This is a genomic window from Bradyrhizobium sp. USDA 4510 (genome assembly GCF_054059095.1).
Window position 1 is genome coordinate 9,122,130 of the sequence record NZ_JBSSBT010000001.1, and the last position, 26,168, is coordinate 9,148,297.

General features: G+C 63.9%; 22 protein-coding genes and 2 pseudogenes. 14 read left to right on the forward strand and 10 right to left on the reverse strand.

Features of this window, described 5'->3' with window-relative positions:
• Positions 1-136: 136 nt before the first annotated feature.
• Together ACVMDN_RS42405 and ACVMDN_RS42410 are read right to left on the reverse strand one after the other, a co-directional pair.
• Positions 137-1,916 (reverse strand): annotated as a pseudogene (locus ACVMDN_RS42405) (glucan ABC transporter ATP-binding protein/ permease).
• Between the two features lie 204 nt (positions 1,917-2,120).
• Entirely contained in the window at positions 2,121-3,176 is a 1,056-nt protein-coding gene (locus ACVMDN_RS42410) for an ABC transporter substrate-binding protein (protein ID WP_076825257.1), read from the reverse strand.
• A 265-nt stretch (positions 3,177-3,441) separates the two neighbouring features.
• On the opposite strand from ACVMDN_RS42410, the gene ACVMDN_RS42415 reads away from it, so the two are divergent.
• From ACVMDN_RS42415 to ACVMDN_RS42440, 6 genes are all read left to right on the forward strand, one after another.
• Entirely contained in the window at positions 3,442-3,876 is a 435-nt protein-coding gene (locus tag ACVMDN_RS42415; RefSeq protein ID WP_076825196.1) for a hypothetical protein, read from the forward strand.
• Between the two features lie 118 nt (positions 3,877-3,994).
• Positions 3,995-4,390: a phosphoribosyl-ATP diphosphatase gene (gene hisE, locus ACVMDN_RS42420; RefSeq protein WP_456835793.1), complete on the forward strand. Its 396-nt coding sequence runs from the start codon at positions 3,995-3,997 to the stop codon at positions 4,388-4,390.
• Positions 4,391-4,459: 69 nt separating this feature from the next.
• Positions 4,460-5,041 (forward strand): YqaA family protein, encoded by a 582-nt coding sequence (locus ACVMDN_RS42425; protein ID WP_057016397.1) that lies wholly within the window; start codon positions 4,460-4,462, stop codon positions 5,039-5,041.
• Between the two features lie 377 nt (positions 5,042-5,418).
• Positions 5,419-6,390, forward strand: a complete 972-nt coding sequence (locus tag ACVMDN_RS42430) for an NAD(P)H-dependent flavin oxidoreductase (RefSeq protein WP_057016396.1) — start codon at positions 5,419-5,421, stop codon at positions 6,388-6,390.
• A 124-nt stretch (positions 6,391-6,514) separates the two neighbouring features.
• On the forward strand, positions 6,515-7,288 hold the full coding sequence (locus ACVMDN_RS42435) for a thioesterase family protein (protein WP_076825194.1): 774 nt from the start codon (positions 6,515-6,517) through the stop codon (positions 7,286-7,288).
• A 371-nt stretch (positions 7,289-7,659) separates the two neighbouring features.
• On the forward strand, positions 7,660-9,786 hold the full coding sequence (locus ACVMDN_RS42440) for an ATP-binding protein (protein WP_076825192.1): 2,127 nt from the start codon (positions 7,660-7,662) through the stop codon (positions 9,784-9,786).
• Positions 9,787-10,076: 290 nt separating this feature from the next.
• Here ACVMDN_RS42440 and ACVMDN_RS42445 read toward each other — a convergent pair whose 3' ends face one another.
• On the reverse strand, positions 10,077-11,639 hold the full coding sequence (locus ACVMDN_RS42445) for an AMP-binding protein (RefSeq protein ID WP_057016394.1): 1,563 nt from the start codon (positions 11,637-11,639) through the stop codon (positions 10,077-10,079).
• A 66-nt stretch (positions 11,640-11,705) separates the two neighbouring features.
• On the opposite strand from ACVMDN_RS42445, the gene ACVMDN_RS42450 reads away from it, so the two are divergent.
• The 3 genes from ACVMDN_RS42450 (at position 11,706) to ACVMDN_RS42460 (ending at position 13,955) form a co-directional block, all read left to right on the forward strand.
• Positions 11,706-12,701 carry an NAD(P)H-dependent flavin oxidoreductase gene (locus tag ACVMDN_RS42450; RefSeq protein WP_371852096.1) on the forward strand — a complete coding sequence of 332 codons (996 nt, stop codon included), beginning with the start codon at positions 11,706-11,708 and terminating at the stop codon, positions 12,699-12,701.
• Positions 12,702-12,878: 177 nt separating this feature from the next.
• Positions 12,879-13,121 (forward strand): hypothetical protein, encoded by a 243-nt coding sequence (locus ACVMDN_RS42455; protein WP_076825188.1) that lies wholly within the window; start codon positions 12,879-12,881, stop codon positions 13,119-13,121.
• Between the two features lie 108 nt (positions 13,122-13,229).
• Entirely contained in the window at positions 13,230-13,955 is a 726-nt protein-coding gene (locus ACVMDN_RS42460; RefSeq protein WP_057016392.1) for a hypothetical protein, read from the forward strand.
• A 41-nt stretch (positions 13,956-13,996) separates the two neighbouring features.
• Here the strand turns inward: ACVMDN_RS42460 and ACVMDN_RS42465 are convergent, their stop codons facing one another.
• Positions 13,997-14,227: a hypothetical protein gene (locus ACVMDN_RS42465; RefSeq protein ID WP_244558679.1), complete on the reverse strand. Its 231-nt coding sequence runs from the start codon at positions 14,225-14,227 to the stop codon at positions 13,997-13,999.
• Here ACVMDN_RS42465 and ACVMDN_RS42470 point away from each other — a divergent pair.
• A pseudogene (locus ACVMDN_RS42470) lies at positions 14,221-14,568 on the forward strand (TetR/AcrR family transcriptional regulator); the annotation flags it as partial. The gene ACVMDN_RS42465 and the pseudogene ACVMDN_RS42470 overlap by 7 nt on opposite strands.
• 3 nt (positions 14,569-14,571) lie before the next feature.
• On the opposite strand, the gene ACVMDN_RS42475 reads toward ACVMDN_RS42470, so the two are convergent.
• The 4 genes from ACVMDN_RS42475 to ACVMDN_RS42490 all read right to left on the reverse strand — a co-directional run bounded on the left by ACVMDN_RS42475 (position 14,572) and on the right by ACVMDN_RS42490 (position 17,863).
• Entirely contained in the window at positions 14,572-14,826 is a 255-nt protein-coding gene (locus ACVMDN_RS42475; protein WP_141340215.1) for a hypothetical protein, read from the reverse strand.
• Positions 14,827-14,990: 164 nt separating this feature from the next.
• Positions 14,991-15,242, reverse strand: a complete 252-nt coding sequence (locus ACVMDN_RS42480; RefSeq protein ID WP_057016389.1) for a C40 family peptidase — start codon at positions 15,240-15,242, stop codon at positions 14,991-14,993.
• A 655-nt stretch (positions 15,243-15,897) separates the two neighbouring features.
• Complete coding sequence (locus ACVMDN_RS42485; RefSeq protein WP_244558678.1) at positions 15,898-16,767, reverse strand: VOC family protein; 870 nt, start codon at positions 16,765-16,767, stop codon at positions 15,898-15,900.
• Positions 16,768-17,482: 715 nt separating this feature from the next.
• Positions 17,483-17,863 carry a hypothetical protein gene (locus ACVMDN_RS42490; RefSeq protein ID WP_244558677.1) on the reverse strand — a complete coding sequence of 127 codons (381 nt, stop codon included), beginning with the start codon at positions 17,861-17,863 and terminating at the stop codon, positions 17,483-17,485.
• Here ACVMDN_RS42490 and ACVMDN_RS42495 point away from each other — a divergent pair.
• Together ACVMDN_RS42495 and ACVMDN_RS42500 are read left to right on the forward strand one after the other, a co-directional pair.
• Positions 17,777-19,972 (forward strand): TOMM precursor leader peptide-binding protein, encoded by a 2,196-nt coding sequence (locus ACVMDN_RS42495; protein WP_253590515.1) that lies wholly within the window; start codon positions 17,777-17,779, stop codon positions 19,970-19,972. The two genes, ACVMDN_RS42490 and ACVMDN_RS42495, sit on opposite strands and share 87 nt — an antisense overlap.
• A 92-nt stretch (positions 19,973-20,064) precedes the next feature.
• Positions 20,065-21,441 (forward strand): SagB/ThcOx family dehydrogenase, encoded by a 1,377-nt coding sequence (locus ACVMDN_RS42500; RefSeq protein ID WP_076825178.1) that lies wholly within the window; start codon positions 20,065-20,067, stop codon positions 21,439-21,441.
• Between the two features lie 349 nt (positions 21,442-21,790).
• Here ACVMDN_RS42500 and ACVMDN_RS42505 read toward each other — a convergent pair whose 3' ends face one another.
• Positions 21,791-22,030: a hypothetical protein gene (locus ACVMDN_RS42505; RefSeq protein WP_456843677.1), complete on the reverse strand. Its 240-nt coding sequence runs from the start codon at positions 22,028-22,030 to the stop codon at positions 21,791-21,793.
• Positions 22,031-22,156: 126 nt separating this feature from the next.
• Positions 22,157-23,773, reverse strand: a complete 1,617-nt coding sequence (locus ACVMDN_RS42510) for an AMP-binding protein (RefSeq protein ID WP_141340219.1) — start codon at positions 23,771-23,773, stop codon at positions 22,157-22,159.
• A gap of 190 nt (positions 23,774-23,963) precedes the next feature.
• On the opposite strand from ACVMDN_RS42510, the gene ACVMDN_RS42515 reads away from it, so the two are divergent.
• Together ACVMDN_RS42515 and ACVMDN_RS42520 are read left to right on the forward strand one after the other, a co-directional pair.
• Complete coding sequence (locus ACVMDN_RS42515) at positions 23,964-24,557, forward strand: GNAT family N-acetyltransferase (RefSeq protein WP_076825252.1); 594 nt, start codon at positions 23,964-23,966, stop codon at positions 24,555-24,557.
• Between the two features lie 244 nt (positions 24,558-24,801).
• A complete protein-coding gene (locus ACVMDN_RS42520) occupies positions 24,802-26,151 on the forward strand; it encodes a DUF3100 domain-containing protein (RefSeq protein WP_057016432.1) in 1,350 nt (449 codons plus the stop codon).
• The last annotated feature ends 17 nt before the right edge of the window (positions 26,152-26,168 follow it).

A 26,168-nucleotide genomic window follows, 5' to 3' on the forward strand; every position in this document is an offset into this window, starting at 1 on the left:
TTCAAGCGTGTCCGGCGCCGCATTGCGGCGATGCAAACCCTATACCGGCTTGCCAGCAGAGAACAGAGGCTGGGGAATTATATCGTGGACGAAATCGGCTGAATTTCGGCAGCCGCCTCAATTGGAAAGGCGGGAATTATGGTGTCTCGATGCCGGCGCGCGCCTGTTCCTGGACCATGAACTGGGCCCGCGCCAGCTCGGCAAAACGCCCGCCTTTCGCCACCAGTTCATCGAAAGTTCCGCTTTCGATCACCCCGCCCCTGGTCGAACAGCAGGATGCGGGTGGCGTGGCGGATGGTGGACAGGCGGTGCGCGATCACGAAGGTGGTACGGCCCTTCATCACTTCGTCGAGAGCGGCATTCACCTTGGCCTCGGTGACGGCGTCGAGGGCGCTGGTGGCCTCGTCGAGGATCAGGACCGGCGGATCCTTCAGCAGCGCACGCGCGATCGACAGCCGCTGGCGTTCGCCGCCGGACAGCATGCGGCCGCGTTCGCCGGCATGGGTATCGAACTTCTTTTCGCTGCGCTCGATGAAATCCAGCGCCTGCGCGCGCGCCGCGGCGGTGCGCAGCTCCTCGTCGGTGGCGTCGGGCTTGCCGACGCGCAGATTGTCGGCGAGCGAGCGGTTGAACAGCAGCGCCTCCTGGAACACCACGCCGATGTTTCGCCGCAGCGCCGTCAGCTTCAGTGCGCGTATGTCCATACCGTCGATCCTGATGATGCCCGATTGCGGATCGAACGCGCGATGCAGCAGCGCGATCGCGGTGGACTTGCCAGCGCCGGTCGAGCCGACCAGCGCGATGGTCTGGCCCGGCAGGGCGGTGAAGCTGAGATCCTCGATCGCCGGCCGCTTGCCGTCATAGGAGAACGAGACGTCATCGAACTCGACGAGGCCGGACAGCCGTCCGGGATCGACCGCGCCGGGCCGGTCGCGCACCGCAGGCACCGCATCGAGCACGTCGAAGAACTCCTGCAGGCGCGGCGCTTCCATGAACACGTTGTTGATGAAGCTGACCACCTGCTCGAGCTTCTGGATCAGCATGGTGGCGAACGAGACGAACATCACGATCTCGCCGACCGTGGTGAGGTCCTGGTTATGCAGCGCGATGCCGACGGTGAAGATCGCGAGCACCGTGATCGTGGTCGAGGCGCGTGTGATCACGGTGACCAGCGCCCACCATGACAGCACCGGCATCTGCACCGCGAGCAGCTTGTCGGCGACGTAGCGCAGGCCCTGCACCTCGGAATCGATCCGCACGAAGCTCTGCACCAGCGCGACATTGCCGAGCGCGTCCGAGGCGCGTGCCGAGAGGTCGCTGTAATAGGCCTCGACCTCGCTCTGCATGCCGTAGGTCTTGCGCACCACCAGCGTGGTCAGCACGGTGAACACGACGCAGAGCCCGAACAGCAGGACCGCCAGCCGCCAGTTGATGTAGAGCGAAAGCGGCAACAGCACGATCAGCGACATGATCGCGGCGAAATGCTCGCGGAAGAAGCCGAGCCAGAGCCGCCACAGCGCGTCGGTGCCGTTCAGCATCACCTTCATCAGCCGCCCGGAATGGGTGCCGGAATGGAAGGTCAGCGGCAGCTGCAGGATGTGCTCGAAATAATCGGTCAGCACCGCCTGGCGCTGGCGGTGCGCCAGCCGGTCGGCCTGCAGCGCCACGATCGCGCTGCAGCCGATCGTGAACAGGCCGAACACCGCCCAGGCGACGAGCAGCGGCCATGCCGAGGAGGTCGCGAACAGCCCGGTGACCGGCCGGCCCGACAGCACGTCGACGATCTTGCCGAACAGCACCGGCTCGGCGAATTGCGCGCCGGCGAGTAGCACGTTGGCGATGGCCAGGATCCAGCCGAGCCGCGCCTCCTTGCCGAGCAGTTCGAGGACGCGGGTATAGAGGCGAAGCATGGACATGCCGGCGGCACTCGTCAGCGGTGGGCGCCCGATCAGGCGAGAATGCAATTTAATCAGTGTTCGCGATGCAGGGCCAGCGGCCGGCGGTGCATCGCACTCCGTCATGGCCGGGCTTGACCCGGCCATCCACGCCTTTCTTGCAGGCGGTCATCGAAGACGTGGATGCCCGGGTCAAGCCCGGGCATGACGAGCAGAGCGGAGCCGTCAATTCACCAGCCGGCCGTCGATCGGCGGCAGGAAAGCCTCGTCGAAGATGTCGGCGGCGTGCGGCCGCTTCTGGAATTTGAAGTCCTCCGCGAGCTGGTCGACCGAGCGCTCGAAGCGCTCCGCTTCGATGCCGCCGATGCCGTCGCGCTTTACCTCGCTGGTCAGGATGTTGTCGCGGATGATGGCGTTCAGCCGCTCCAGCTCCAGATCGCGCGAGCCGCCATCCATGCGGCTCGCGACCTCGCCGGCGGCGCGGGCCGGATCCTTGATCGCGAGGTTGGTGCCGCGGATTGCCGCGCGCACGAATCCTTTCACCGCATCCGGCTTCGCGGCGGCAAGGCGCGGGCTGACGATCACGGCAAAGCCGTAGGCCTCGCAGCCATAGTCGGCGAAGCGCAGCACCGCGAGATCGTCGGCGGGCACGCCGCGATCGCGCAAATTGATCGCCGAGAGATAGGAGAAGCCGGTGACGGCATCGACCTGGCCGGCGGAGAGCATCGGCTCGCGCACCGCGGCGCTGATCGTGCTCTGCTTCACGCTCGACAGCTTGATGCCGTTCTGCTTCGCGACCGCGGGCCATAGCCGGATCGAGAGGTCGCCCTCGGCGACGCCGAGGCTCTTGCCCTGCATGTCGGTCAGCGTCCTGATGCCGCGGCTCTTGCGCGCGATGATCGCATAAGGCGCCTGGTTGAACAGCACGAACACCGCCTTGACGGGCGCAGCACCGGGCTCGTCGCGAAAGCGGATCAGCGAGTTGATGTCGACGAGGGCGAAATCGCTCGAGCCGTCGGCGACGCGCGCGATGGCATCCGCCGAGCTGGTCGCGACGTTGGTGCCGACGCTGAGGCCCTCGGCGCTGAACAGGCCGCCGGATAACGCCATCACGAAGGGCGCGGCCGCGGCATCAAGCGGACGGTCGAGCGTGAACTGGATGGTGAGCGGCGGCGGCGGATCGCTGGCGCGCAGCGGCGTCAACACCGGCCACACGCCCCCCGTGAGGCCGATCATGCCGGCCAGTATCCAGCGGAGAACGGTGGTCCGACTTACCTGCATCATGACATCCGGGAGGCGAGACAAAGTGCCGCGCCGGCGCGCCTGCTTCATGACATCGAATGCGCCAGAGCAAGCGTCAGTTTCAAGCGTTATTTGCAGGCATTTTGCCCCAGGCAAGGTGAACGGTCGATGACTGCCAGGCTTCGGCTTGCCATGTTTTCACCTCAGGTCGTTCAGCTTGCATTCGGTTTGGGGAACCTAATCTGGAGGCAGTGGGTTAGCTAACCAAGGCCCGTCGGGCCAGCTTCCACAAAGGATGACTGCAATGCTTGCGCGAAAAGGTGTTTTTTCGTCCATTGGCCGCGCAGCCACATTGGCAACGGTTGCCGCGGTGGCGTTGACGGCCGTCGAGCCGACGATGGCGTTCGCAGGCTCTGCTCCGGCAGGCACGGCGACTGCTGTGACGACGTCACAAGGCACGAGCGGCGCGACCGACATCAGTGCCCGCCGCCGCTACTATGGCGGTGGCGGCGCAGCGGCAGCGGCTGCGTTCGCCGGTATCGTCGGCACGGGCCTCGCGATCGCCGCAGCCCAGAGCCGCCGCGACTATTACGACTCCTACGGCTACTATGGTGGCCCGGGCTACTACGGTGGTCCCGTCTACTATGGTGGCGGCCCGGTCTATTACGGCGGCGGACCGTACTATGGTTACCGCGGCTATTACGGGCGGCGGTCGCAACTGCCGTATCAGCCGTACTGACGGCCGTCGGCGGTTCTCAGAACTGTCACAAAGCATCCAATCCACCGGCCGCGGCCCGGTGGATTTTTTCGTCGTCGCCGTTAACACGCTGGCGACGCGTTTCGACTAGGCTCGAAGCATGAGTGATTCGATCGAGCGGCTTTACCAGGCGGTGATTGCGGCCAAGGATCTTGATCCGGCTACGTCGCGCACGGCACGGCTGTTCCAGCGCGGCCCGGCCAAGATGGCCAAGAAGCTCGCCGAGGAAGCGATCGAAGTGGTGATCGACGCCGTCAGCGGCAAGTCGGATGCCGTCATTCGCGAAAGCGCCGACCTGTTCTACAACCTCGCCGTTCTCTGGGCGTCGGCCGGCGTGAAGCCGGAGGATGTCTGGCGCGAGATGGAGCGGCGTGAACGGCTGCTCGGGATCGCCGAGAAGCTGCCGAAGTCGCCGATCAAGCTGCCCAAACCCGCGCCGGTCCCGGTGGTTCGGCGCCGAATTGTCGCGCTGGAGAACCGGCTGCGCAAACGGTAGCCGTAAATCAACCAGATTCAGCTCAATCCCGGCATGGACAAATCCGCTCCATGATGGTTCATCGCGCCCATGTTGAAACGGATTTACGACTGGTGCGTCGACGCGGCCGACAAGCCCTATGCGCTGTGGATTCTCGCGGCCGTCGCCTTCGCCGAGAGCTCCTTCTTCCCAATCCCTCCCGACATCATGCTGCTGCCGATGTCGCTGGCGCGGCCGAAGCGGGCGTGGTGGTTCGCCGCGGTCTGCACGGTGGCGTCGGTTGCCGGCGGCGTGCTCGGTTATGCGATCGGCGCACTGCTCTACGACTCGCTCGGGCAGTGGCTGATCCATCTCTACGGCCTCTCCGACAAGGTCGACGCGTTCCGCGCCTCCTACGCCGAATGGGGGGCCGTGATCATCCTGCTGAAGGGACTGACGCCGATCCCCTACAAGCTCGTGACGATCACCTCGGGTTTTGCCGGCTACAACATCTGGCTGTTCGTCCTGTGCTCGATCGTCGCCCGCGGCGGCCGCTTCTTCTTCGTCGCGGTGCTGCTCAACCGCTATGGCGATTTCATCCGCGCCGAGCTCGAGAAGCGGCTCGGCCTGTGGGTCGCGATCGGCGCCATCGTGCTGGTGCTGGGCTTTGTTGTCGCATTCAAGCTGATCTAGCGACCGACCGCTTGCGGCTTTGCCTGCGCGTGGCTTCGGGTTACGCTCAGCACGATGGCTGATGGAATCGCGGACCTGCTCGATCCTGCCGGGCTCACGCTCGTCAGGCTTACGCGCGCAAAGGCACGCATTGTGCTGAGCGCGGCCCGAACGACTGCAGGACGGAAAATTTCGTGACACGGGCCGTCTGCCAATAGCGGCGGCAGGCTTTGCGTCTGGGATGCCAGGCGCCCGCGAAAACACGGTTTCAGGATGAGGATTTGTCATCTTTTTTGCAGCGCCAAAACGCAATACTTGACACTGGAAAGATTGCCTTGTTGGTAGGACGGTCAGCATTCGAGATCAACCAACGACCAACGCTTGAGGATCCGCTTCAAATGTCCATGCCTGCTCTGTTCAAGGGCCGCCTGTCTCTTCCCGTGATCGGGGCGCCGCTGTTCATCATCTCCGTGCCCGACCTCGTTATCGCCCAGTGCAAGGCCGGTGTGGTCGGCTCGTTTCCGGCGTTGAACGCGCGGCCGCCGGAGTTGCTCGACGAATGGCTGTACCGGATCAAGGAAGAGCTCGCCGCCTATGACAAGGCGCATCCGGAACGGCCGTCGGCGCCGTTCGCGGTGAACCAGATCGTGCACAAGTCGAACAACCGGCTCGATCACGACATGGCGCTTTGCGAGAAGCACAAGGTGCCGATGATCATCTCCTCGCTCGGCGCGCGCGAGGAGCTCAACCAGGCCGTCCACGGCTGGGGCGGCATCGTCTTCCACGACGTGATCAACCAGAAGTTCGCGCACAAGGCGATCGAGAAGGGCGCCGACGGCCTGATCCTGGTTGCGGCCGGCGCCGGCGGTCATGCCGGCACGCTGTCGCCGTTCCCGTTCGTAGCGGAGACGCGGCAATGGTTCGACGGGCCGATCGCGCTGTCGGGCACCATTTCCAACGGCCGCGCCATCCGCGCCGCGCGCATCATCGGCGCCGACTTCGCCTATATCGGCTCCGCCTTCATCGCGACCAAGGAGGCAAACGCGGTCGAGGGCTACAAGGACATGATCACCAATTCGTCCGCCGAGGACATCGTCTACTCCAACCTGTTCACCGGCGTGCACGGCAATTATTTGAAGCCGTCGATCGTCGCGGCCGGCATGGATCCGGAAAACCTGCCGATCTCCGATCCCTCCAAGATGAGCTTCGGCACCGATGCATCCGGCGAGCGCGCCAAGCCGAAGGCGTGGAAAGAGATCTGGGGCTCCGGCCAGGGCGTCGGCAGCATCTCCAAGGTGGTGCCCGCGGCCGAGCTGATTGGCCGGTTCAAGAAGGAGTACGACGAAGCCGTCGATCCGGCGCTTGCCTGAAGCGCGATGAGATCATGATGAATCGTCATCGCGCTTCAGCTCTTCATTTCAGCATGATCCACGCGCAAACGCTTCGCGTTTGTCGCGGGGAAAACTGCGTCCCACTTTTCCGGATCATGCTGTGATGGAACCGATCTTTCGCGTCGACGGCGACCGCGTCGTCACCAGTCCCGACGCCGCGGGTCCGTGGGATCCGCGGATGCAGCATGGCTCCGCACCGGCAGCGCTGGTGGTGTGGGCGGCCGAAGCCCTTCCGACGCCGGTGCCGATGCGGATCGCGCGCGTCACCATCGACCTGATGCGCCCGGTGCCGGTGGCGCCGCTGACCGTTTCGAGCGAGATCCTGCGCGACGGCCGCAAGATCCAGCTCTGTGGCGTCAGGCTGCTTGCCGACGGCGTTCTCGTGGTTTCGGCCACCGTGCTCAAGATCAAGCAACAGACGGCCGAATTGCCGCCTGACATCACAGCGCTTGCCGTCGATCTGCCGGGCCCCGACGAAAGTATGATCGAGCCGGGCAATCTTGCGAACAGTCCGTTCGTGAAATGCATCTCGATGCGGGCCGCGCGCGGCCGCTTCGGCGTGACGGGACCTGGCGCGATATGGTTCCGCGTCGACCGCCCGCTGATTGCGGGCGCCGCCGTCTCGCAGGCGATGCGGGCAGTGGTTGCCTCGGACTTCTCCAACGGCACCTCGCCGGCGCTCGATTTCAGCCAATGGACCTTCATCAACGCTGATCTCTCGGTGAGCCTGGCGCGCGAGCCGGTCGGCGACTGGATCCTGCTCGACGGCCAGTCCTGGATCGGGCCCGACGGCGCCGGGCTTGCAATGTCGCGGCTCGCCGATCAGCGCGGCTATTTCGGCCAGGCGGTCCAGAGCCTGGTCATCGAGCGGCGCTAGGACGCGCTGCGCTTCTTCCATCTCCCCTCGAAAAAGGGGAGGTGGCTTTGCTCGCCAGAGCAAAGCGGGTGGGGATCAGCTGACCCCAATCCCGACCTTCCCCCGTTTCAGGGGCTGGCGAAGACCGATCACGTACTGTGCATGGGGTTGTTTCACCGATTCGCGGTGCGGGAGCCGCGCCAACCGGCTGCCCCTGCGGCAAAAATAACTCGGCTTCCCGGGAACGGTTGGGCGCACGTGCGAGTTTCGCTCCCGTTAGGGGGTCCCATGATGCGTATTGATCCCGCCGCCGGCATCGTGGCCATGGCCGTCCGGCGGTTGTGTGATGTGCCGGACGGTGTCGACGCCCGGCCGCCGCGGGGACAGACGCGATGAAGCCTGGTCCGTCCTCGGAACGCGCGGTCATCCTCGCCGCGAGCGAGCGGGACGCCGTCAAGACTGCTCACCTGATCAAGGAAGCCGGCTATTACGCCAACATCTGCGGTGATCTCGCCGAGCTCGAACGCCAGATCGCAAGCGGGGCGGGCCTTGCCATCATTGCCGACGAGGTGATCAGGGCCGCCGATCTCGCCGGCCTGACGCACTGGCTGAACGAGCAGCCGTCATGGTCGGACTTTCCTATCGTGCTGATCAGCGAGAAGGGGGGACCCGAGCGCAATCCCGAAGCAGCGCGGCTCGGCCGGGCGCTCGGCAATGTCACCTTCATCGAGCGGCCGTTTCATCCGACCACGCTGGTAAGCCTGGTCGCCGCGACGGTGCGCGGCCGCCGCCGCCAATACCAGACCCGTCAGATCCTCGAGGATCTGACCGAGAGCGAAGGTCTGCTGCAGACCGCGCTCAATGCCGGTCATCTCGGCGCGCTCGAGCTTCATCTGCCGGATTTCGAGCTCGAGGCGTCGCCGACCTGCAAGACCTATTTCGGGCGCAGGCCGGGCGATCCCTTCACCTATCAGGATCTCCTGGACGCGGTGCATCCCGACGACCGCGCGCGCCGGAGCGAGATCGTCGAACAAACGTTGCGCACCGGCTCGGATTATCAGATCGAATACCGCAACATCTGGCCCGACGGCACCGAGCACTGGGTTGACGTGCGCGCGCGTGCGGTGCGTCGGCCCGACGGCGGCATCCGCTCGCTGGTCGGCGTTTGCTCCGACATCAGCGCACGCAAGACCGCGGAGATCGAGCGCGAGGCATTGCTGGCGCAGCTTGCCGCCGAGCGCACCGCACTCGCCGAACTCACCGCGACGCTCGAGCAGCGGGTCGAGCAGCGCACCGCCGACCTGATGAAGGAGGTCGCGGCGCGCGAGCGGGCGCAGGAACAGCTCCGCCATGCCCAGAAGATGGAGGCGATCGGCCAGCTCACCGGCGGCGTCGCGCACGACTTCAACAATCTGCTGATGGCGGTGATGGGCAATCTCGATCTGCTGCGCAAGCGCTTGCCGGAGGACCCACGCCTGCGTCGGCTGGTCGACGGCGCATTGCAGGGCGCCGAGCGCGGCGCGTCGTTGACGCAGCGGCTGCTGGCATTCGCGCGGCAGCAGGATCTGCGCGCGGTGCCGGTCGATCTCGGCGCGCTGGTGCGCGATATGAGCAATCTGCTCGAGCGCTCGCTCGGACCGCGCATCATGTTGCGGCTCGACATTCCCGAGGGGCTGCCGCTCGCCTGCGTCGACAGCAACCAGCTTGAGCTTGCGGTCCTCAACCTTGCGATCAATGCGCGCGACGCGATGCCGGATGGCGGCGTGATCGAGATCCGCCTCGCGACCTGGCAGGCGAAGAATGATCCGGCGCTGCAGCCTGGCGACTATTTGAAGCTCTCGGTGATCGACAGCGGCACCGGCATGTCGCCGGACGTGCTGAAGCGCGCGATCGAGCCGTTCTTCTCGTCGAAGCCGGTGGGCAAGGGCACCGGGCTCGGCCTGTCGATGGTGCATGGACTCGCCGTGCAGCTCGGCGGCGAGCTGGAGTTGTCGAGCGCGGTCGGCAAGGGCACCACGGCTGCGCTGGTGCTGCCGGTCGCAACGGCGGTGCCGGAGGTCGACAGCCCCGCGCCTGCGGCGCAGACGGTCAAGCGCTCGGCGGTGATCCTGCTGGTTGACGATGATCCGTTGATCGCGATGTCCACCATGGAAATGCTGGAAGACCTCGGTCACCGCGTGATCGGCGTCAATTCCGGACCGCAGGCGCTCGAAATCCTCAGGAGCGACCAGGAGATCGACCTGATGATGACCGATCACGTGATGCCCGGCATGACCGGCATCGAACTCGCCGCGGTTGCGCGCAAGGTGCGGCCGCAGCTTCTGGTGCTGCTCGCCACCGGCTATGCCGAACTGCCCGACGGCACCCAGGTCGACCTGCCGCGGCTGGCCAAGCCCTACCACCAGGATCAGCTGCGCGACCGACTCGACCAGTTGCTCGGGCAGGGCACCGGTCAGCAAGCTGCTGCCGCCAGCGCCGACAGTCTCGCCACGCCTTCCACTCTGTCCCCGTCACCCTGAGGAGCCGCGAAGCGGCGTCTCGAAGGGCGCCGGCCCGGCTGCTGCCGCAAGCGGAGATAGCGCAAGCTGAAACATCGGGGCCGTGCATCCTTCGAGGCTCGCTCCGCTCGCGCCTCAGGGTGACGGTGCGCACAGCTCCATCCGCGTCATTGCGAGCGAAGCGAAGCAATCCATAGCCCGGCAGGTCGGATAGATGGATTGCTTCTTCGCTTCGCTCCTCGCAATGACGGCGGAGCAAAAGCGTCACAACCTCTCAGGATGACGGGACCAGCAATCGTCGCGCGAGCATCCTACCCCACCATGCGGTCGCGGCCGGTCCAGAAGCGTGCCTTCAGCACCTTCTTGTCGACCTTGCCGACGCCGGTCATCGGCAGTTCCTTGACGAACTGGATCTGCTTCGGCGCGTGCGCCGAGCCCTTCTTCGCCTTCACCAGTCCGATCAGCTCGTCGGCGTCGGGCACAGCGCCCTCGCGCGCGACCACGACGGCGGTGACGGCCTCGCCCCATTTGTCGTCGGGCACGCCGACCACGGCGACCATCGCGACGTCGGCGTGTTGCGACAAGACATCCTCGACTTCGCGCGGGAAGATATTGAAGCCGCCGGAGACGATCATGTCCTTCTTGCGGTCGAGGATGAACATGTAGCCGCGCTCGTCCATGCGCGCGATGTCGCCGGTGTGCAGCCAGCCGCTCTTCAGCGTCTCCGCCGTGATGTCGGGCCGTTTCCAGTATTCGGCCATCACATGCGTGGCGCGCACGCAGATCTCGCCGGCCTCGCCGGTCGCGACCTCCTCGTCGTCCTGATCGAGGATCTTGACCTGGCAGGCGGCGATCGGGAAGCCGCAGGACAGGAACAGGTCCGGCGTTTTCGGGTCATGATCCGCCTTGCGCAGCACCGAGACCGGATAGCATTCGGTCTGGCCGTAAAGCTGGGAGAACACCGGTCCGATCCGCTCGATACCCTCGACCAGCCGGCTCGGCGACATCGCGGACGCGCCGTAGAGCAGGAGCTCGAGCGAGGAGAGATCGGACCTGTCGAGCGCGGGATGATCCAGCATCACATAGATCATGGTCGGCACGAACAGCGTGAAGTTGATCTTCTCGCGCGCGATGGTCGTGAACACGGCCTCCGGATCGAACCCTTTCAGCATGTGCACGGTGCCGCCGCGCATCAGCGTCGGCAGCACTTTGGTGCCCGCGACATGGCTGATGGGGGCCACGGTGAGGTAGCGCGGCGTCTCCGGAATCTCGAAATCGGCGAGGATCGCCGCGGCGAAGCCGCCATATTCGCGGTGATAGCGCAGCGCGCCCTTGGATTTGCCGGTCGTGCCGCCGGTGTAGTTCAAGGTCGAGATGTCGTCGGCGCGGGCGAAATTCTTCGCGCTTGCGCTGCCGGCGTCCCCGGCCACCTGCAACAGGTCGGCGCCGTAATCCGCCGGGCCGAGCGTGAACACGGTCTTCAGGCCCTGCGCCTTCGCCGTGAGCTCGCCGCCGCGATCGCGAAACGTGATGCCGTCGACGATCAGCATCTGCGCTTCGGAATCCTCGATCTGGAACAGCTGGTCGTCGAGCGAGCCCAGCGGATGCAGCCAGGTAATCGCGAGCCGCGACAATTGCGCGGCGACGCCGGCGCACCAGCTGTCGGCGCGGTTGGCGGTAAGCAGCGCGACGCGGGTGCCGGGCGCAAAGCCGAGCCGCATGAACACGCTTTGCATTCGTCCGATCAGATCGGTCGCGCCCTGATAGGTGAGCGAGCCGCCCGGCCATGCGAAGGCGGTGCGCGATGGATAGCGCGCCAGCGCCCGCAGGGTCTGTTCGCACACCGCCGGAAATGCATAGAGCGGATTGCTCATCTGGTTGTCCCTCCCGGCTTTGTCTTTGGCTTTTGTCGTGCCAATGTTGGCGGCAACGCTAACACAATGATGATGGGAAGGAACAACTTGTCCGCCGATCTTCTCGCGCGTTTTCGCGATCGCCTCCGGCTGCCGCTGATTGCAGCACCGATGTTCCTGGTCTCCGGTGTCGAGCTGGTGGTAGCCGCCTGCCGCACCGGCGTGATCGGTTCGTTTCCGACGGTGAATTGCCGTGAGACGGAACAGCTCGATGCCTGGCTCGACGACATCGCGCGCCGCCTGCAGGCACATGCCGATGCAAGCGGCGAAGCAGCCGCGCCGATTTGCCCGAACCTGATCGTGCATCGCTCCAATACGCGGCTGGCCCAGGATCTCGCCGTGCTGCTGCGGCACAAGCCCGAGCTTGTGATCACCTCGGTCGGCTCGCCCGCGCCGGTGCTTGGCCCTCTGCACGATGCGGGCGCGCTGGTGTTCGCCGATGTCGCCTCGATCCGCCATGCCGAGCGCGCGGCAGCAGCCGGCGCCGACGGGCTCGTGCTGCTCACTGCGGGTGCAGGCGGCCAGACCGGCTGGCTCAATCCGTTCGTGTTCGTCCGCGCTGTGCGCGGCTTCTTCGATGGACCGATCGTGCTTGCCGGCGGCATCAGCGACGGCCACGCGCTCCGCGCCGCAGAGGCGCTCGGCTGCGACCTCGCCTATATGGGCACCAAGTTCATCGCGACGCGCGAGAGCATGGCGGACGGCAGGTACAAGCAGATGCTGGTCTCTTCCACCGCCGACGACATCCTGCTCACAACGGCGTTCACCGGCTTGCAGACCAACATGCTGCGGCCCTCGATCGAGGCCGCCGGTCTCGATCCCGACGACCTGCCGGCACGCGGCGCGATCGACATCGGCAAGGACATCGACATCGGCGCCCGCGAAAGCCGCCCCAAACGCTGGCGCGATATCTGGAGCGGCGGTCATTCCACCTCCGGGGTGACCGGGGTGCTCGGCGTCGACGAACTCGTGGCGCAGACGATCGCGGAGTATGAGGCGGCGAGCGCGCGGGTGCGGCTCTAGAGTCGCTGCTTTGACGCGTTCCCTTCGCGCCAACCGGTGCACGAAAGCGCGCTGGTTCGCGAAATAGCAGCACTCAAATCCCGCCCATCCGCTTAACGCGACATTAACCATGCCAGTCCCAACAATAGCGTCACGGGTCGCCACGGCTGGTCGCCCGGCAGTTTGTGGGAATGCGACATGGCCTTTGAGGCGCTCTCCAAGACCCCGGCATCGCTCGACGAGCTCCGGACCCGGGTGTTTTACGCCCTGCAGCGGCATCCGCTGTGCCGTCAGGTCGAATTCGACATTGTCAGCACGCCGCGCACCCGCCGGACCAACTGGACGGTCAGCATGCACACGGTCCAGCCCGGCGCGCTCTGGACGGCGCATGAGATCGTCGCCGACATCCAGGAAGCCTATGAGCTTGACGTCGCGGCCTGATTTTCCGGCCGTTTCGGGACAATTTCACCTATTTGGCGCCGTCACGGCACGCTACCGCCGCATTTCGCGCGCAGTTTGCGGTGACACCGGCCGGCAATGGAGTAGTTTTTGACCAGAGCCATCACCCTCGCCGCGCTGACATGCTTCCTCCTCGCAGGCGCCGCGGTAACAGCCATTTTGGGCCGTGACAGCCTGCCGGCGGCGCAGGCCGACATTGGACCGGTCGCCAATCGTGCCAGCAAGCAGGACAAGCTCGCCGTCTCGACGCTTGCCGCAGCCGCGTTTGAGGCGCCCCAGCCGATTGAGCCTCCCGCCAATCCGTCTCCGCTCCTGTTACGGGCCCAAGCCGCGATTCCGGGCGCGACTGACACGGTGCGCCAGGCCTATGCCTCCGTCGAGCCGACCGATGTCGGCCTGCCGAAGATCACCGACCCCGTCGATGCGGCTCAGCCGAAGATCGCCGAACCCGCGCCGGTCGCCCCGGCGCCGCCGAAGCCCAAGGCTGCGGCCAAGCCGGCGCCGCAGAAGAGCTACGCGCTGCTGAGCGACGCCCAGATCGCCGGCATCAAGGACCGGCTGAAGCTGTCGTCGTCGCAGGAATATTACTGGCCGGCGGTCGAGACCGCATTGCGCGCCGTCGCCCGCAAGATCCACGCCAAGCGCCAGGGCGATCCCGCATCCGGCAGCATGCCGATCGATCCGGACTCCGAGGAGGTCCAGCAGCTGAAGTCGGCGGCGATGCCGCTGCTGTTCCAGCTCCGCGAGGATCAGAAGAACGAGGTCCGTTCGCTGGCGCGCCTGATTGGCCTCGAACGTGTCGCTGCGATGATCTGAGCGGCAGGGTCCGGCCGAAGCGGATCTGCGCTCCTTGTGCTCTAGCGGGCCTCCAGCGGCCGCAGCTTCTCCACCTTACCCTGGGTTTCGACGAGCAGCTGTTTCATGAAGTCCTTGTTGCGCTTCAGCCAGGGCTCGAGCGTCTGCCTGACGTCGCTTGGCGACTTCTTCTCGATGGCTTGCGCCAGCCGGATCTGAAACGTCCCCCAATCCTTGAACATCTCCTTCAGCAGCGCATCGTCGGAAATGTTGATCGCCGACTTGGCCGCCATTGGATCGGCTGCGTTCGCTGGTGCACGCCTTCATCCGCTCCGAATGCGAGGAAGCCGCGGTACGCGTCGCGCTGAGCGATGCCGCGCCGCTCTATCGCGATGCCCCCGAGGCGCGCGAGGCGCGGGCATCCGGCGAGCGCATCGTCGAAGCGTTCATGCGCGAGGCGTTGCCGAAAGCGTCCGGCGCGGTGCGCGACGGCGGGCGATCTGATCACGACGACGCTAAGTACGGTGGGCAAGGATTTTTCCGAGAGCCCGCGAACGCCCGCCGAGATCGCGACCTATGCCGACGCCATGGTCGACATGTTCTGCGCGATCTGAGGAGTCTCGGAAAGCGCTGAAGTTCACAGATAGTGCTTGGCGACCAGCAGAAACCCGAGCACGCCGCCGGTCACAGCGAAAACCGTCACGCCATTGCAGAGACTGACGTAAGCGGCCGACCAGTAAGAAACAGTCTGAGCGGCCGTCGCAACTTTTTTCGACTTCTGGGGCAAGCCAATTGGCTCCTGAAAAAGGCGCCGCCATCTGGTCAACACAGATGACGGCGCCCGTCTGAGGGCTTCAGGGCGAAACCCTGCTGCAGCGTAAGGTGCGATCATGAACGGTTCGTATACCGCCCGGCTGTCGCAAGCTCGCATGTCAGCTGAAGCGTCGAGGTTCCCTAGAGCATCATCCGGAAAAGTGCGCAGCGGTCTTCCGAAAAAGATCATGCTCAAACAAGAGGCCAAAGCGCGATGACGATTCGACCCAATCTCATCGCGCTTTAGAACGAAGCGTAGGCATTTCGAAATGCGATGGCGCCAGCCAGCGAGCGCGGCCGCGTGCGCACGGCATGCCCGTCGTTGCCGCTCTGCACGATCCACTGGCCGTTCTCCTGACCCACGATCTTGCCGACGTGGTGACGCCAAACCACGATGGTGCCGACCGAGGGGCCGCCGGCATTGGTGCCGTAGCTTGCCCAGGATCGGGCCAGATTGAATTGCGGACCGGGATCGCTGCCGACCTGGGTGCGCATGAACCAGCCGCACCACGCAGCTGGGCGACCGGAATGTGCAGAGTGCCGATGGTGATGGTGACGGCCGCGGGCTTCGGCAGTTGAAGCGAACGCCAAAAGAACCGCCACAGCGGCGAGAAGTTTACGCATTACAAAGTCCTTCTTGCTGTTGGCAGACCATCCATGTTGTGGGGGGAAGCGCAGCGATGATCTGCGATTGGCTTGCGAAGCGACCGCATCGGTCAGGCGACGCATAACGAAGGCGGGGCATGGCCCGCGCAGGCGTTTAAGAAACGGGCTATGGCCAAAATATGGCCGGTACGTCCCGTCAGGCGGCCGCGACACTACCGAAGACGTCAGGCTTGGTCCGCGCAATGGCTGCTAATTTGATCACCGCGGTTGTGCTCTCGGACAGCGACGCGTTGTCGAGCCGGCCAGCCTAGGATCGGCTGCCGATCGTGAGTCAGTGCGGTGTGGTGATTGTAAACAGTCCGTCTTCGCTTTCGCGTTGCTCGAGCTTCGCCGGACACGCTTCGCCCTTGCAGGCTTCGCGGCCGCGCCACGCGAAGCCTGCAAAGGCGAAGCGTGGTGCACCATTCAGAATACAATTGCGCACCACTGCCTAATTTAAACACCAATATAATTCTGCTGCGGACGAGGTCGAAACGTTTCCGACCTATCGCTTCGTCTTGTGAAGGACCAATTTGCCCTGCGAAGCGACATCACCCCACCTGGCGGACCAATTGAGTTCCGAGGCGGAGGGTCGCTCAGTGCCTTTCTGATCCCAGGCTCCCTGTAGCGCAAATAGAGCCCCTTGGGGATCGGCACATCGCAAGATCCAGCAACCGTCGGGCAACTCGATTGGACCTTGGAGGACCCGGCCCCCGCCAGCATCAACGCGCTTGGCAGCCGCACCGATGTCGTCGACATTGAAGTAATAGAGCCAGCAGGGTTGCGATACGCTCGGAAGTTTGGTGAGCATTCCGCCGATCGTCTGGCCGGCCGCCGAAAACAATTCGTACAGGTCGGCCGGCCCGGTTTCAGCGTGAGCCTTCTGCCAGCCAAGAAGCTCGCCGTAAAACGGGAAGATCTTGTTCCGGTCTTCAGCCAGCAACTCGTGCCAGCCCACGCGTCCAGGCTCGTCCAATCCGCAGGACTGCCGTTGGCCATATGTCAGCCCGGAAACCAGTGCAAACGTCGCTCCTTGCGGATCGGCGACCACCGAAATTCGGCCAATATTGCTGGCGGTCGGCGTTATCAGAATGGCGCCCCCACGACGGCGGACCTGCACGGCTTTCGCATCCACGTCGTCGACGGCGATGTAGCCGACCCATCTCGGCCTCGCTCCCAATCGCAGCCCTTCTTCCGGGAGATGCATGAGTCCAACTGCCGGGGCGTCGCCTGCAGTAAGCAGCGTGTAGGCGAATTCCGGAGTCGACGCATCCTCCACCGCCCAGCCGATGACCTTGCCATAAAATGCGGCTGCTGCCGACATGTTCGTCGTCAGCAACTCATACCAGGCGAAGCGTCCGAGTTGATCGACCAAGCTAATTTCCCCTTCAAGCGGACCGACGATTGCGCACTGCATCAAATTGCACCCGTTGCAATCCGCTCCACGGGCCCGGATTCTCGATTTAATCGACCAAATTGCGCGATATCGTTCATGAAGATGAATGCAATCAGAACGAGCTCTATTACATTTTGTGTATATCGTAATTCTTGTCTGCCTCGTTCGCTCGGCGTAAGATCGTGCTTCGGAAGTCCTTTCTTCCAAACTGGGAGGATGCGGCCATGCAGCGGGCGAAGCAAGCTTCGAGAAAGAAGCGAACGACCAACGCCGCGGTACCGGCGCTGGGATTAGCCGGTCTGACTTTTTCGCTCGCGGGCAGCGCATATGCCTCCGCCGTGCCCTCCGGCGACGTTCAACGCAAGCCGAACTTCGCGCCGGGCCATATGACGACGCTCAGTGAGGAAGAACTCGCCGACGTCAGTCTCGCCACCTTCCACCTCGATCTCATCGACGATGAAAGCGTCGGAGGCCGCGTGCTGCTCGCGCGGGGATGCGGTGGTTGCCGTGGCTGCGGAGGCGCCAGAGGTTGCGGAGGCTGCAGGGGGTGCGGAGGATGCAGGGCCTGCAGAGGCTGCCGCTGCGGTGTCGGTTGCGGTGGATGTGGCGGCTGCGGCGTTGGTTGGATCGGCGTAGGCGTGCCATTGGTCACATGCGCAGGCTGCTGTGCATCCTGGGGCCGCTGCCGCTGGTGCTAGCGCTGGGCGTCGACACGTCGCGATTTTATTGGCCGGGCGCCCGAACGACCCGGCCAAATTTTTGCTTCGTTATGCATTCGCCGCGCCTGGCTGATCAGCTTGCCGACGGTGGGCGAGTGTGATCCAAATTGCTCGCAGAACGCCGGTGGCCGAACGCGGCGCACAAGTCGCGCAATGCCAATGGTTCGCCGCGCGCCGGCGATCGGAAGTGACAGCAACAGGATCAGCGTGCCGCCCCGATGACAGTCAATGGCAAGAGCCGCACCGCGAGGCAGAGCCGCAAGGGCATTTTGCGATTCGCGCCGAACTTTACCGCTTATGTGATTCCTCCCGATGTGGTCTGCCTCTACTCCGAGAACCGCAAATTCTTCCTGCATGGTGATCTCTATTGTGCGGTGGCCGCGGCGATCGGCAAAAATGGTAAGGCTGCACCAGAGATCGTTCGGCAGCTCTCAAAGAATTTTCCCGCCGACAAGATCGAGGAAGCGATCAGGCGGCTGCTGGAGCGCCGATATGTCGTAAGCGGAGCGCCGCACGCGTTCGCAGGCGCCGTCGATGGATATTGGGCGAGTCTCGGCCTCCCCCCCGAGGTCGCAGAACAGAATCTCCGCGATTGCCCAGTGCGGGTCGAAGCGATCGATGTCAAAGGCGCCAACGAACTTGCCGCGGCCTTGAGCAAGCTCGGTGTTCGGATCACCAAGCGGTCGCCCAAGCTCACGATCACACTGGCGAACGACTATCTTGACCGGCGGCTCGTCGAATTGAACGGAAAGCGCTTTGGCGATGGGACGCCCTGGCTGCTGGCGCAGCCGTCCGGCGTGTTTCCGCTGGTGGGACCCGTGTTCAAGCCGGGCGAGAGCGCCTGCTGGACTTGCCTGTTCGATCGCATGATACGCAATCGGGAGATCAAGGGATTTCTCGATCGCAGAGCGGCGCAGGTGGTCGCCGTATCGCCCCTGGTCGGCGACGCCGTCGGACAAATCGGCATCCACTTCGCTGCTGTTGAAATCGCAAAAGCGATTGCCTCGGGATTTCGTACCGATCTGCGCGATCACATCGCAAGCTTCGACCTGACCGGTGCCGTCATTGCCAAGCATTACGTCGCGCGACGCCCGCAGTGTCCTACCTGCGGCAGCAGGAAGCTGCAGAGTCCGCGCCGGGCGGCAGCGCCGATCGAGATCGCGGAGGGCGGAAAGCTCGTCATGACCAGCGGCGGTTACCGCGCCGTGACGTCGCGAGCCACCGTAGCACGGTTCCGCAAGCACGTCAGTCCGCTGACCGGCGTCGTCTCACGGCTCGAGCGGATCGAGGCCGATCTGCCGATGAACACGAATTTTTTCGCCTACCACAATTTCTCGGCGCCGGCCTGGAACGTCGACCAGCTCAGATCCGGATTGAGCGGCGGCAGCTTCGGCAAGGGCTCCACAGCCGAGCAGGGCGAGGCAAGCGCGTTGATGGAGGCGATCGAGCGCTATTCGGGTATTTTCCAGGGGGACGAGATCAGGACGAAGCGCCGCTTTGTCGATTTCGCTCCCGGCGACGCTCTTCTTCCCAACGAAGTACAGCTTTTCAGCGACGCGCAGTTTCAAAACAGACATACCTCGCAGCCGGACGATTCACATCTGGTGCCTGAGCCGCTCGATCCCTCGACCAAGACGGAGTGGTCGCCGGTCTGGTCGTTACGCGACAAGCGTTTCAAACATCTTCCAACGGGCCTCTTGTACTTCTTCTATGGCGGCTTCCACACGGATTCCAACGGATGCGCGGCCGGCAACACCCGGGAGGAAGCCATCGTTCAAGGCTTCCTCGAACTGGTCGAACGCGACGCCTACGCGATCTGGTGGTACAACCGGCTGCAACGTGCAGAAGTCGACCTCGCGCAATTCGAAGATCCCTATGTGCGGGATCTGCAAGCCCAGCTTGCCGATGCGGGGCGCAGGCTTTGGGTGCTCGACATCACCAGCGATCTCGGCATTCCCTCTTACGTGGCGATCATTCATTGGATGCAGAACGGACACGAAAATATCGAATTCGGTTCCGGCTCGCATTTCGATCGCCGCATAGCCCTGCTGCGTTCCCTCACCGAACTGACCCAGTTCATGTCGATTGGCATGATGGGCGGCGGAAGTGGCGAGAAGCCGACGCTGGACGGTGTCACGCCGCTGCGACTGGACGATTATCCGTTCCTGATCCCCAGCGACAATCCGATCGTGCCGTTGGCGCCGAGCCTCAAGGTTCACGACAACGCGCGCGACCAGGTCAATGCCTGCATCGAGATTGCCACCGGCGCGGGATTTGATTTCCTCGTGCTCGACCAGACGCGGCCCGATGTCCAGGTGCCCGTCGTCAGAGTGCTCGTTCCGGGGTTGCGACATTTCTATCGCCGCTTCGCACCCGGCCGACTTTACGATGTTCCGATGAAGCTCGGATTGCTGAATCGTCCGCGACTGGAAAGCGAGCTCACGCCATTCCTTCCACACACCTGAAGGCTGGCTCGTTGCGCAACTTCCGGAAAACGAAGCTCAGGAAGATCGCACCCGTCATCGTCGCCCGATTGAACGGTCGTTGCTCCCTTCACATGCAGGCGGACGGAAGCATCGCTGCAGGTTTGGGCGGCTACTCGATCAATCTGGGACAATTCAGCGCGGCAGCGGTCGACCGTGCGGGACATCTCACCAGCGGCCTGCCGCTCGCCTCCTTTGCGGGCAAAGGCGTCCTCGCGAGGCAGGTTCATGCCCTCGTGCGGCGACTGGCAGGGCATGGACTTCTCGAATACCGCTTATGCTCTCCGCGTGACGAGCAAGACCTCGTGGTCATCGAGCCGCAGGTCGCCGAATACTGGCCACAACGCGCAAAGCTGGGGAGCGGTGATACCATTGTGTTGTCGCGCTTCGCCTATCTGCGCCGGCGCGACAGCGAGATGGTGCTGGAATCACCGCGCGCCGGCGCGCTGTTTCGGATTTTCGATCCCGCCATCGCTGCCACCCTCGCTGCCCTGTCGCGGCCTCAGAAGATCAGCGAGCTTCGCCGCCATGCGGCCTCCGCGAACCTCGATCTGCTCGGATTGCTGCTCGACAGCAAGATGCTGATTAGGCTCAATGCGAAAGACGGCGACGGCCTTCGGGTGAATGAAGGCGACGGCAATCTCGTTCTCTGGGACTTCCACGATCTCGTGTTTCATACGAGGAGCACGGAGGGCCGGCACACCAATCCAGTTGGCGGCGCGTTCACCCATGCGGGCGTCGTTCCACCGCTACCCGCGGTGCGCCCGCCTTGGCCCGGCAAGAAGATCGACCTCGGCAAATTCTCCACGTCGGGGTCGGTCTCGCACTTCGCGAAGCTGTTGCGCGAACGCCATTCAATACGAGATTTCGACGACCAGCATCCGGTCACGCTCGCCGAGCTCGCGCAGTTTCTCGACACGACAGCCCGCGTGCTGTCGGAATGGAAGATCGGCGCAGATTTTGACGGCGGTCCCGAGGTCACCTACAGCGCAAGACCCTATCCGTCGGCAGGCGGCGCGTATGAGCTGGAACTATACTTGGCGGTCTTGAACTGCGGGGAGCTTGCACGTGGACTTTACCACTATGACGCGGGCAGCCACGCGCTTGTCGCGATCGACACCTCCGCCCAACAACTCCAAGCGCTTTCTACGGCGGCCGAGTTTGCCATGGACGCATCCGGTCCACCGCAGGTCTTGATCACGATCGCCGCGCGCTTTGGGCGGATCTCCTGGAAATACAGCTCAATCGCATATTCGTTGATCCTGAAGGACGTCGGCAACCTGATCCAGACGTTCTATCTGACGGCGACCGACATGGGCCTTGGTGGCTGCGCAATCGGCACCTGCAACATCGATCTGTTTGCAAAAATGACGGGGCTTGAATTCCACGTGGAGGGCCCGGTCGGTCAATTCGCGCTCGGGCGCGGCAGGAAACCGGCCCCCTCTAGCTAAAGGGGAGGTCTTTGTTTACGGCCTGGATCGCACGCGAATAGTGCCCAGGGCGGGATCGAACCATCCGGCTTCGCCCTTCGGGCTACGCCGGGACGAGACTTCGTGCGGATGGCTTGTCGGCTACGGCTGCGCTGAATGGTGCCCTGGCCGGCAATCGCCTAATGGCATAACGAATTGAATTTGCAATAGTTTTAGCTGCCGATTGCTGCGGATACCAACAGCAATACCAACAAGATGATAGCTTTCAGTCTTCGAAGTGCCTATCTGCCGAGGGTCTGTGTGCCGGTTCTTTGGCGGCCGGCAAGGTCGCTCGGCGCACGAAAGTCTTTCATTCTGTCCAGGAGACGCGTCAGTCCGCGACCTTATCGAAGTCACACACCATGAGTGCGGTTTCGGCCAGGCTGATAATGTCCACCCGCAGATTTGTGGTCGTCCCCTGACCGATAATGCCTTGCAGCGTCAGTTCTCTGCTGAGCGCTTCGATCATCCGTTTCATACGTCGCCGGTACTTGATGCTCGAGCTTTCGTCGTCGTGACTGAACATGTCGCAGGCTGCAATTTGGTCTTTGCCGATGAATCGTCGGGTCAAAGAGGCATGCCAAACATGGGTATCGAGCCCCGAAAAGGTGCCGTCGGACCAGGTTGGGAGTGATTTTAGGACATGAGCTGATCGGGATTTCCAGCGCGCGCCATCGGCCGGTCGGGCAGCTTTGCGTCAGTCCTTGAGCAGCCGCCGCAACAGCTTGCCGGCCGGTGAGCGCGGCAACTCGGTCACGAAGCTGACATCGCGCGGCACCTTGTAAGGCGCCATGTTCTGGCGCGCCCATGCCGCGAGCTGGGCGGTGTCCAGCTCGGCGCGCGGCGCCAGGACGATGAAGGCCTTGACCACTTCGCCCTTGGTTGCGTCGGGCACGCCGATCACGGCCGACGCCGCCACGTCGGGGTGCTTGTTCAGGATCGACTCGACCTCTTCCGGGAAGACGCTGTAGCCGGAGACCTTAATCATCTCCTTGAAGCGCCCCATGAAGGTCAGATAGCCGTCGGCATCGAGGCGGCCCATGTCGCCGGTGTGTAGCCAGCCATTGCGCAGCGCTTCCGCGGTCGCGTCGGGACGATTGCGGTAACCCTTGAATACGCCCGGGCCGTGGATCACGATTTCGCCGGGGACGCCGGCCGGCATGTCCGTGCCGGAGTCGGGATCGACGATCCGGATCTCGTTGCCGGGCACCGGCCTGCCATGCGTGCCCCAGCGGATTGCGTTGCGCGGCATGAAAGTGTCGACCGTGTGGGTCTCGGTCAGCCCGTACGCCGCCTCGAAGCTCTCGCAGTTCGACGCGACGGCCTGCCATTGCCCCGCAAGCGCTTCGGTCCAGTCGATGCCGAAACTGGTCACGGGATTGACGCGGAGGCTTTTCAGCCTGAAGTCGGAAATGTTCGGGAGCTGCGTGACCGCGACGTTCATCGGCGCGACGCTGTACCACCAGCTCACCTGATAGCGGTCGATCGCCTGGGCCGTTACGAGCGGATCGAACCGGTACAGCAGCACGGACGTCGCGCCGGCATAGACCGGTGCATTGACGCCCATCACCATGCCGGCGATGTGATAAAGCGGCGCGATCGAGAGCAGCACGTCCTCGGCGCCGATCCCGTTGCACGTCACGGTCGCGGCCGTCTTGAAGATGACGTTGCGATAGGACAGCATCGCCCCCTTGGGCCGACCCGTGCTGCCCGACGTGTAGATCATCAGCGCCGTATCGTTCATGTCGATCGCGACATCGCGGGGCGACGCGCCGCTTGCGGTGACGGCGAGGAAGTCCTCGATCTCGCCGGCCGTACCGGCCGGCCTGGAGCCGGATGCGAACAGCTCGTCGGGAACGCCGATCGGCGGCCGCTCGGGCAGCAGGTCCGGGTAGCGGACCACGAAGACATGCTCGAGCCTGGTCTTGTCACGGACCTGAGCCACGATCGGCAAGAGCGGTTCGGCCGCGACGATCACGCGCGCGCCGAGATCGTCGAGCTGGTAGGCGAGCTCGTGCTCCTTGTTCAGCGCCCCGCAGGGCGAGGCAATGGCGCCGATCTTCTGGATGCCGTATTGCGCCATCAGGTATTGCGGACAGTTGTTCATGAACAGCGCGACCGGCTCGCCCTTGGCGACGCCGAGCTGCTGCAGGCGCGCCGCGAATGCATCACTCGCGCGATCGAGCTCGAGGAACGTGATGGCACGGCCATACCAGATGCAGGCCGGCTCTTCCGGCCGCTCGCGGGCATGGCTGCGGAGCATCTCGTGAAGCGGACGTTCGTCGATGTCCCTGGAAGGGTTTGTATTGGTCATTGGCAACAAGCTCTTGTGCTCATCGTCGTTCGGAAAGGTGCAAACAGGCCGTCTCAGGGGTTATATTCGGACATCGGTGCGCTCGGCTTGCTTGATCTGGCTCTCGCGTGCAGGACTGCAGGAAGAAACGCCGCAGAGCCCGCAAATTGGTTGCGGCGAAGTCTGGATTTCGATTGAGCGAGTGATCTGCATGAGGACCATCAAGATGCGATCCTATCCGCGTCGCGTCAACTTCGAGAGTGGGGACGTCGAGTTTCGGTTGATGGGGCCTGCCGACGAAGCTGCCGTCGGGAAATTTGCCAACGCGCTTGCCGTGCACGACATGCTTTTCCTGCCGCGGAATATCCGTGAGCCGAAGGTGCTATCGGCTTGGATCAAGGAGATCGGGCGCGGCTCGATCGTCAGCCTGCTGGTGGTGAAGGACGACATCGTGGTGGGGTGCGGCACAATCGTGCGGGACCCCGTGTCGTGGTCGGCCCATGTCGGCGAGATCAGGACCGTGATCTCCTCGCATGTACGCGGCACCGGCATCGGACGGGCGCTTTCCAATGAGGCCTTTGACCTCGCGTTGTCGATGGGCCTGGAACGCCTGACCGTGCAGATGACGTCGGACCAGACCCGCGCGATCGCGATCTTCGAGGCACTCGGCTTCCGAGCCGAGGCGCTGTTGCGCGATCAGGTGAAAGACCTTCAGGGCAAGACGCACGACATCGTCGTGCTTGGCGTCAATGTGGCGGACGTGCAGAAGCTCGAACCGGGCGGTGCGCCCGGTGCGATCGAGTAGCACGAGGACTGGCCGAGGAATCGCTTCGCCGTCCTCGTACCGTTTGCATCCATGACGGCAACGGTCGCGGTCATGCCGGCTTTCGCCGGTCGGATCTGCGTTCTGCCAACGTTGCAAAAAATGCAACGGAAATAGGATGACACGATCATTGATGCAAGCTGCTTTCTCCCTGATGCTGCGCGGGCAGGTTGGTTCACCGTTCACCGCATTGCCTCGCAATCATTTTCCGGAGGTGTCCAGCATCATGACGTCGACCTCTTCGCCTTCCGCAGACCTGGCCGCCCCGGCGGTCAATCCCGCAAGCACCGGCAAGCTCACGCTGTTCGTTGCCGTTCTGATCATCGTTGCCGTCGCTGAGACGGTCGGGATCGTCCAGTTCCAGATCGGACCGGGCAAGGTGCTGCTCCAACCGATGGTGTGGGCGCTGCTGATTGCGGCCGCATGGAGCCTCTCAGCGCGTTATCTACCTACCGCCGCGCGGATCGGGCCGAGCCTGCAGACCTATGCGGGACAACTGCTCAACGCGGGCCTGTTGCTGTTCGTGATCAAGATGGCATTCACGGTCGGCGGCGCGCTGCCGGAGGTGCAGAAGGCAGGCTGGGCGTTGATCTTCCAGGAGCTCGGGCACACCTTCGGCACGCTCGTCCTCGGCCTGCCGATTGCGCTCCTGCTCGGCGTCAAGCGCGAAGCGGTCGGCGCGACGTTTTCGATCGGCCGTGAAGGCAACATGGTGATCATCGGCGAGAAATACGGCATGAACTCCGCCGAGGGGCGCGGCGTGCTGGCCGAGTACATCACGGGCACCGTGCTCGGTGCGTTGTTCATCGCGCTGTTGGCCGGCTTTGTCGCCAGCCTGCACATCTTCGATCCGCGGTCGCTCGCGATGGGCGCTGGCGTCGGCTCGGGCAGCATGATGGCGGCCGCGATCGGCACCATCAACGGCCACAATCCTCCCGAGATAGCGAAAGAACTGATCGCGATCGCCTCGGCGGCGAACCTGATGACCGCCGTCCTCGGCTTCTATTTCGCCCTGTTCTTCTCGCTGCCGGTTTGCTCGTGGCTGTATGACAGGCTGGAACCAGTGCTCGGCCGGTTCTCGAACTTCACGTCGGGAGATCTCGGGCCCTCGATCGCCAGCGCCAGCGAGACAAAGCACGGCACGTTCGGCTTCTCCGACTCGCTGCTCGCGTGGATTACTGTTGCGGGCGGCGTCCTGATCGGCAACTCGCTCACCTACAAGGTTCCCCTGCTGGAATCGTGCGCAGGTCTCCTGGTGGTGCTCGCGGTCGTCCTGCTGGTCGACGTCGTTGCCCGTCTGTTGCCGAAAGTGCCGCACATCCTTGTCCTGGTCGTGGTCACGACTGTGCTCGGCATTCCCGGCCTGCTGCCGTTTTCCAACGCGATGATCGGCTCGGTCGACAAGCTGAACTTCCTGGCTTTCACGACCCCTGTGCTGACGCTCGCCGGCTTCTCGGTCGCTAAGGATCTTCCGATCTTCAGGAAGCTGAGCTGGCGTATCGTGGTGGTCTCGCTGACGGCTGCGGCGGGCACGTTTTTCGGTGCGACATTGATCGCCGAATTCTTCCATCGCTAACCCGCGAACAGATGGAC

What these genes read in the sequence shown, in the direction of transcription:
- ACVMDN_RS42510 (WP_141340219.1), bottom strand. Translation starts at nt 23,773, where the DNA reads ATGACCAATACAAACCCTTCCAGGGACATCGACGAACGTCCGCTTCAC.
- ACVMDN_RS42415 (WP_076825196.1), top strand. Translation starts at nt 3,442, where the DNA reads ATGCTTGCGCGAAAAGGTGTTTTTTCGTCCATTGGCCGCGCAGCCACA.
- ACVMDN_RS42430 (WP_057016396.1), top strand. Translation starts at nt 5,419, where the DNA reads ATGTCCATGCCTGCTCTGTTCAAGGGCCGCCTGTCTCTTCCCGTGATC.
- ACVMDN_RS42410 (WP_076825257.1), bottom strand. Translation starts at nt 3,176, where the DNA reads ATGCAGGTAAGTCGGACCACCGTTCTCCGCTGGATACTGGCCGGCATG.
- ACVMDN_RS42490 (WP_244558677.1), bottom strand. Translation starts at nt 17,863, where the DNA reads ATGCAGGAAGAATTTGCGGTTCTCGGAGTAGAGGCAGACCACATCGGG.
- ACVMDN_RS42515 (WP_076825252.1), top strand. Translation starts at nt 23,964, where the DNA reads ATGAGGACCATCAAGATGCGATCCTATCCGCGTCGCGTCAACTTCGAG.
- hisE (WP_456835793.1), top strand. Translation starts at nt 3,995, where the DNA reads ATGAGTGATTCGATCGAGCGGCTTTACCAGGCGGTGATTGCGGCCAAG.
- ACVMDN_RS42475 (WP_141340215.1), bottom strand. Translation starts at nt 14,826, where the DNA reads ATGATCGCACCTTACGCTGCAGCAGGGTTTCGCCCTGAAGCCCTCAGA.
- ACVMDN_RS42480 (WP_057016389.1), bottom strand. Translation starts at nt 15,242, where the DNA reads ATGCGCACCCAGGTCGGCAGCGATCCCGGTCCGCAATTCAATCTGGCC.
- ACVMDN_RS42450 (WP_371852096.1), top strand. Translation starts at nt 11,706, where the DNA reads ATGATGATGGGAAGGAACAACTTGTCCGCCGATCTTCTCGCGCGTTTT.
- ACVMDN_RS42445 (WP_057016394.1), bottom strand. Translation starts at nt 11,639, where the DNA reads ATGAGCAATCCGCTCTATGCATTTCCGGCGGTGTGCGAACAGACCCTG.
- ACVMDN_RS42435 (WP_076825194.1), top strand. Translation starts at nt 6,515, where the DNA reads ATGGAACCGATCTTTCGCGTCGACGGCGACCGCGTCGTCACCAGTCCC.
- ACVMDN_RS42440 (WP_076825192.1), top strand. Translation starts at nt 7,660, where the DNA reads ATGAAGCCTGGTCCGTCCTCGGAACGCGCGGTCATCCTCGCCGCGAGC.
- ACVMDN_RS42455 (WP_076825188.1), top strand. Translation starts at nt 12,879, where the DNA reads ATGGCCTTTGAGGCGCTCTCCAAGACCCCGGCATCGCTCGACGAGCTC.
- ACVMDN_RS42425 (WP_057016397.1), top strand. Translation starts at nt 4,460, where the DNA reads ATGTTGAAACGGATTTACGACTGGTGCGTCGACGCGGCCGACAAGCCC.
- ACVMDN_RS42500 (WP_076825178.1), top strand. Translation starts at nt 20,065, where the DNA reads ATGCAGGCGGACGGAAGCATCGCTGCAGGTTTGGGCGGCTACTCGATC.
- ACVMDN_RS42520 (WP_057016432.1), top strand. Translation starts at nt 24,802, where the DNA reads ATGACGTCGACCTCTTCGCCTTCCGCAGACCTGGCCGCCCCGGCGGTC.
- ACVMDN_RS42465 (WP_244558679.1), bottom strand. Translation starts at nt 14,227, where the DNA reads ATGGCGGCCAAGTCGGCGATCAACATTTCCGACGATGCGCTGCTGAAG.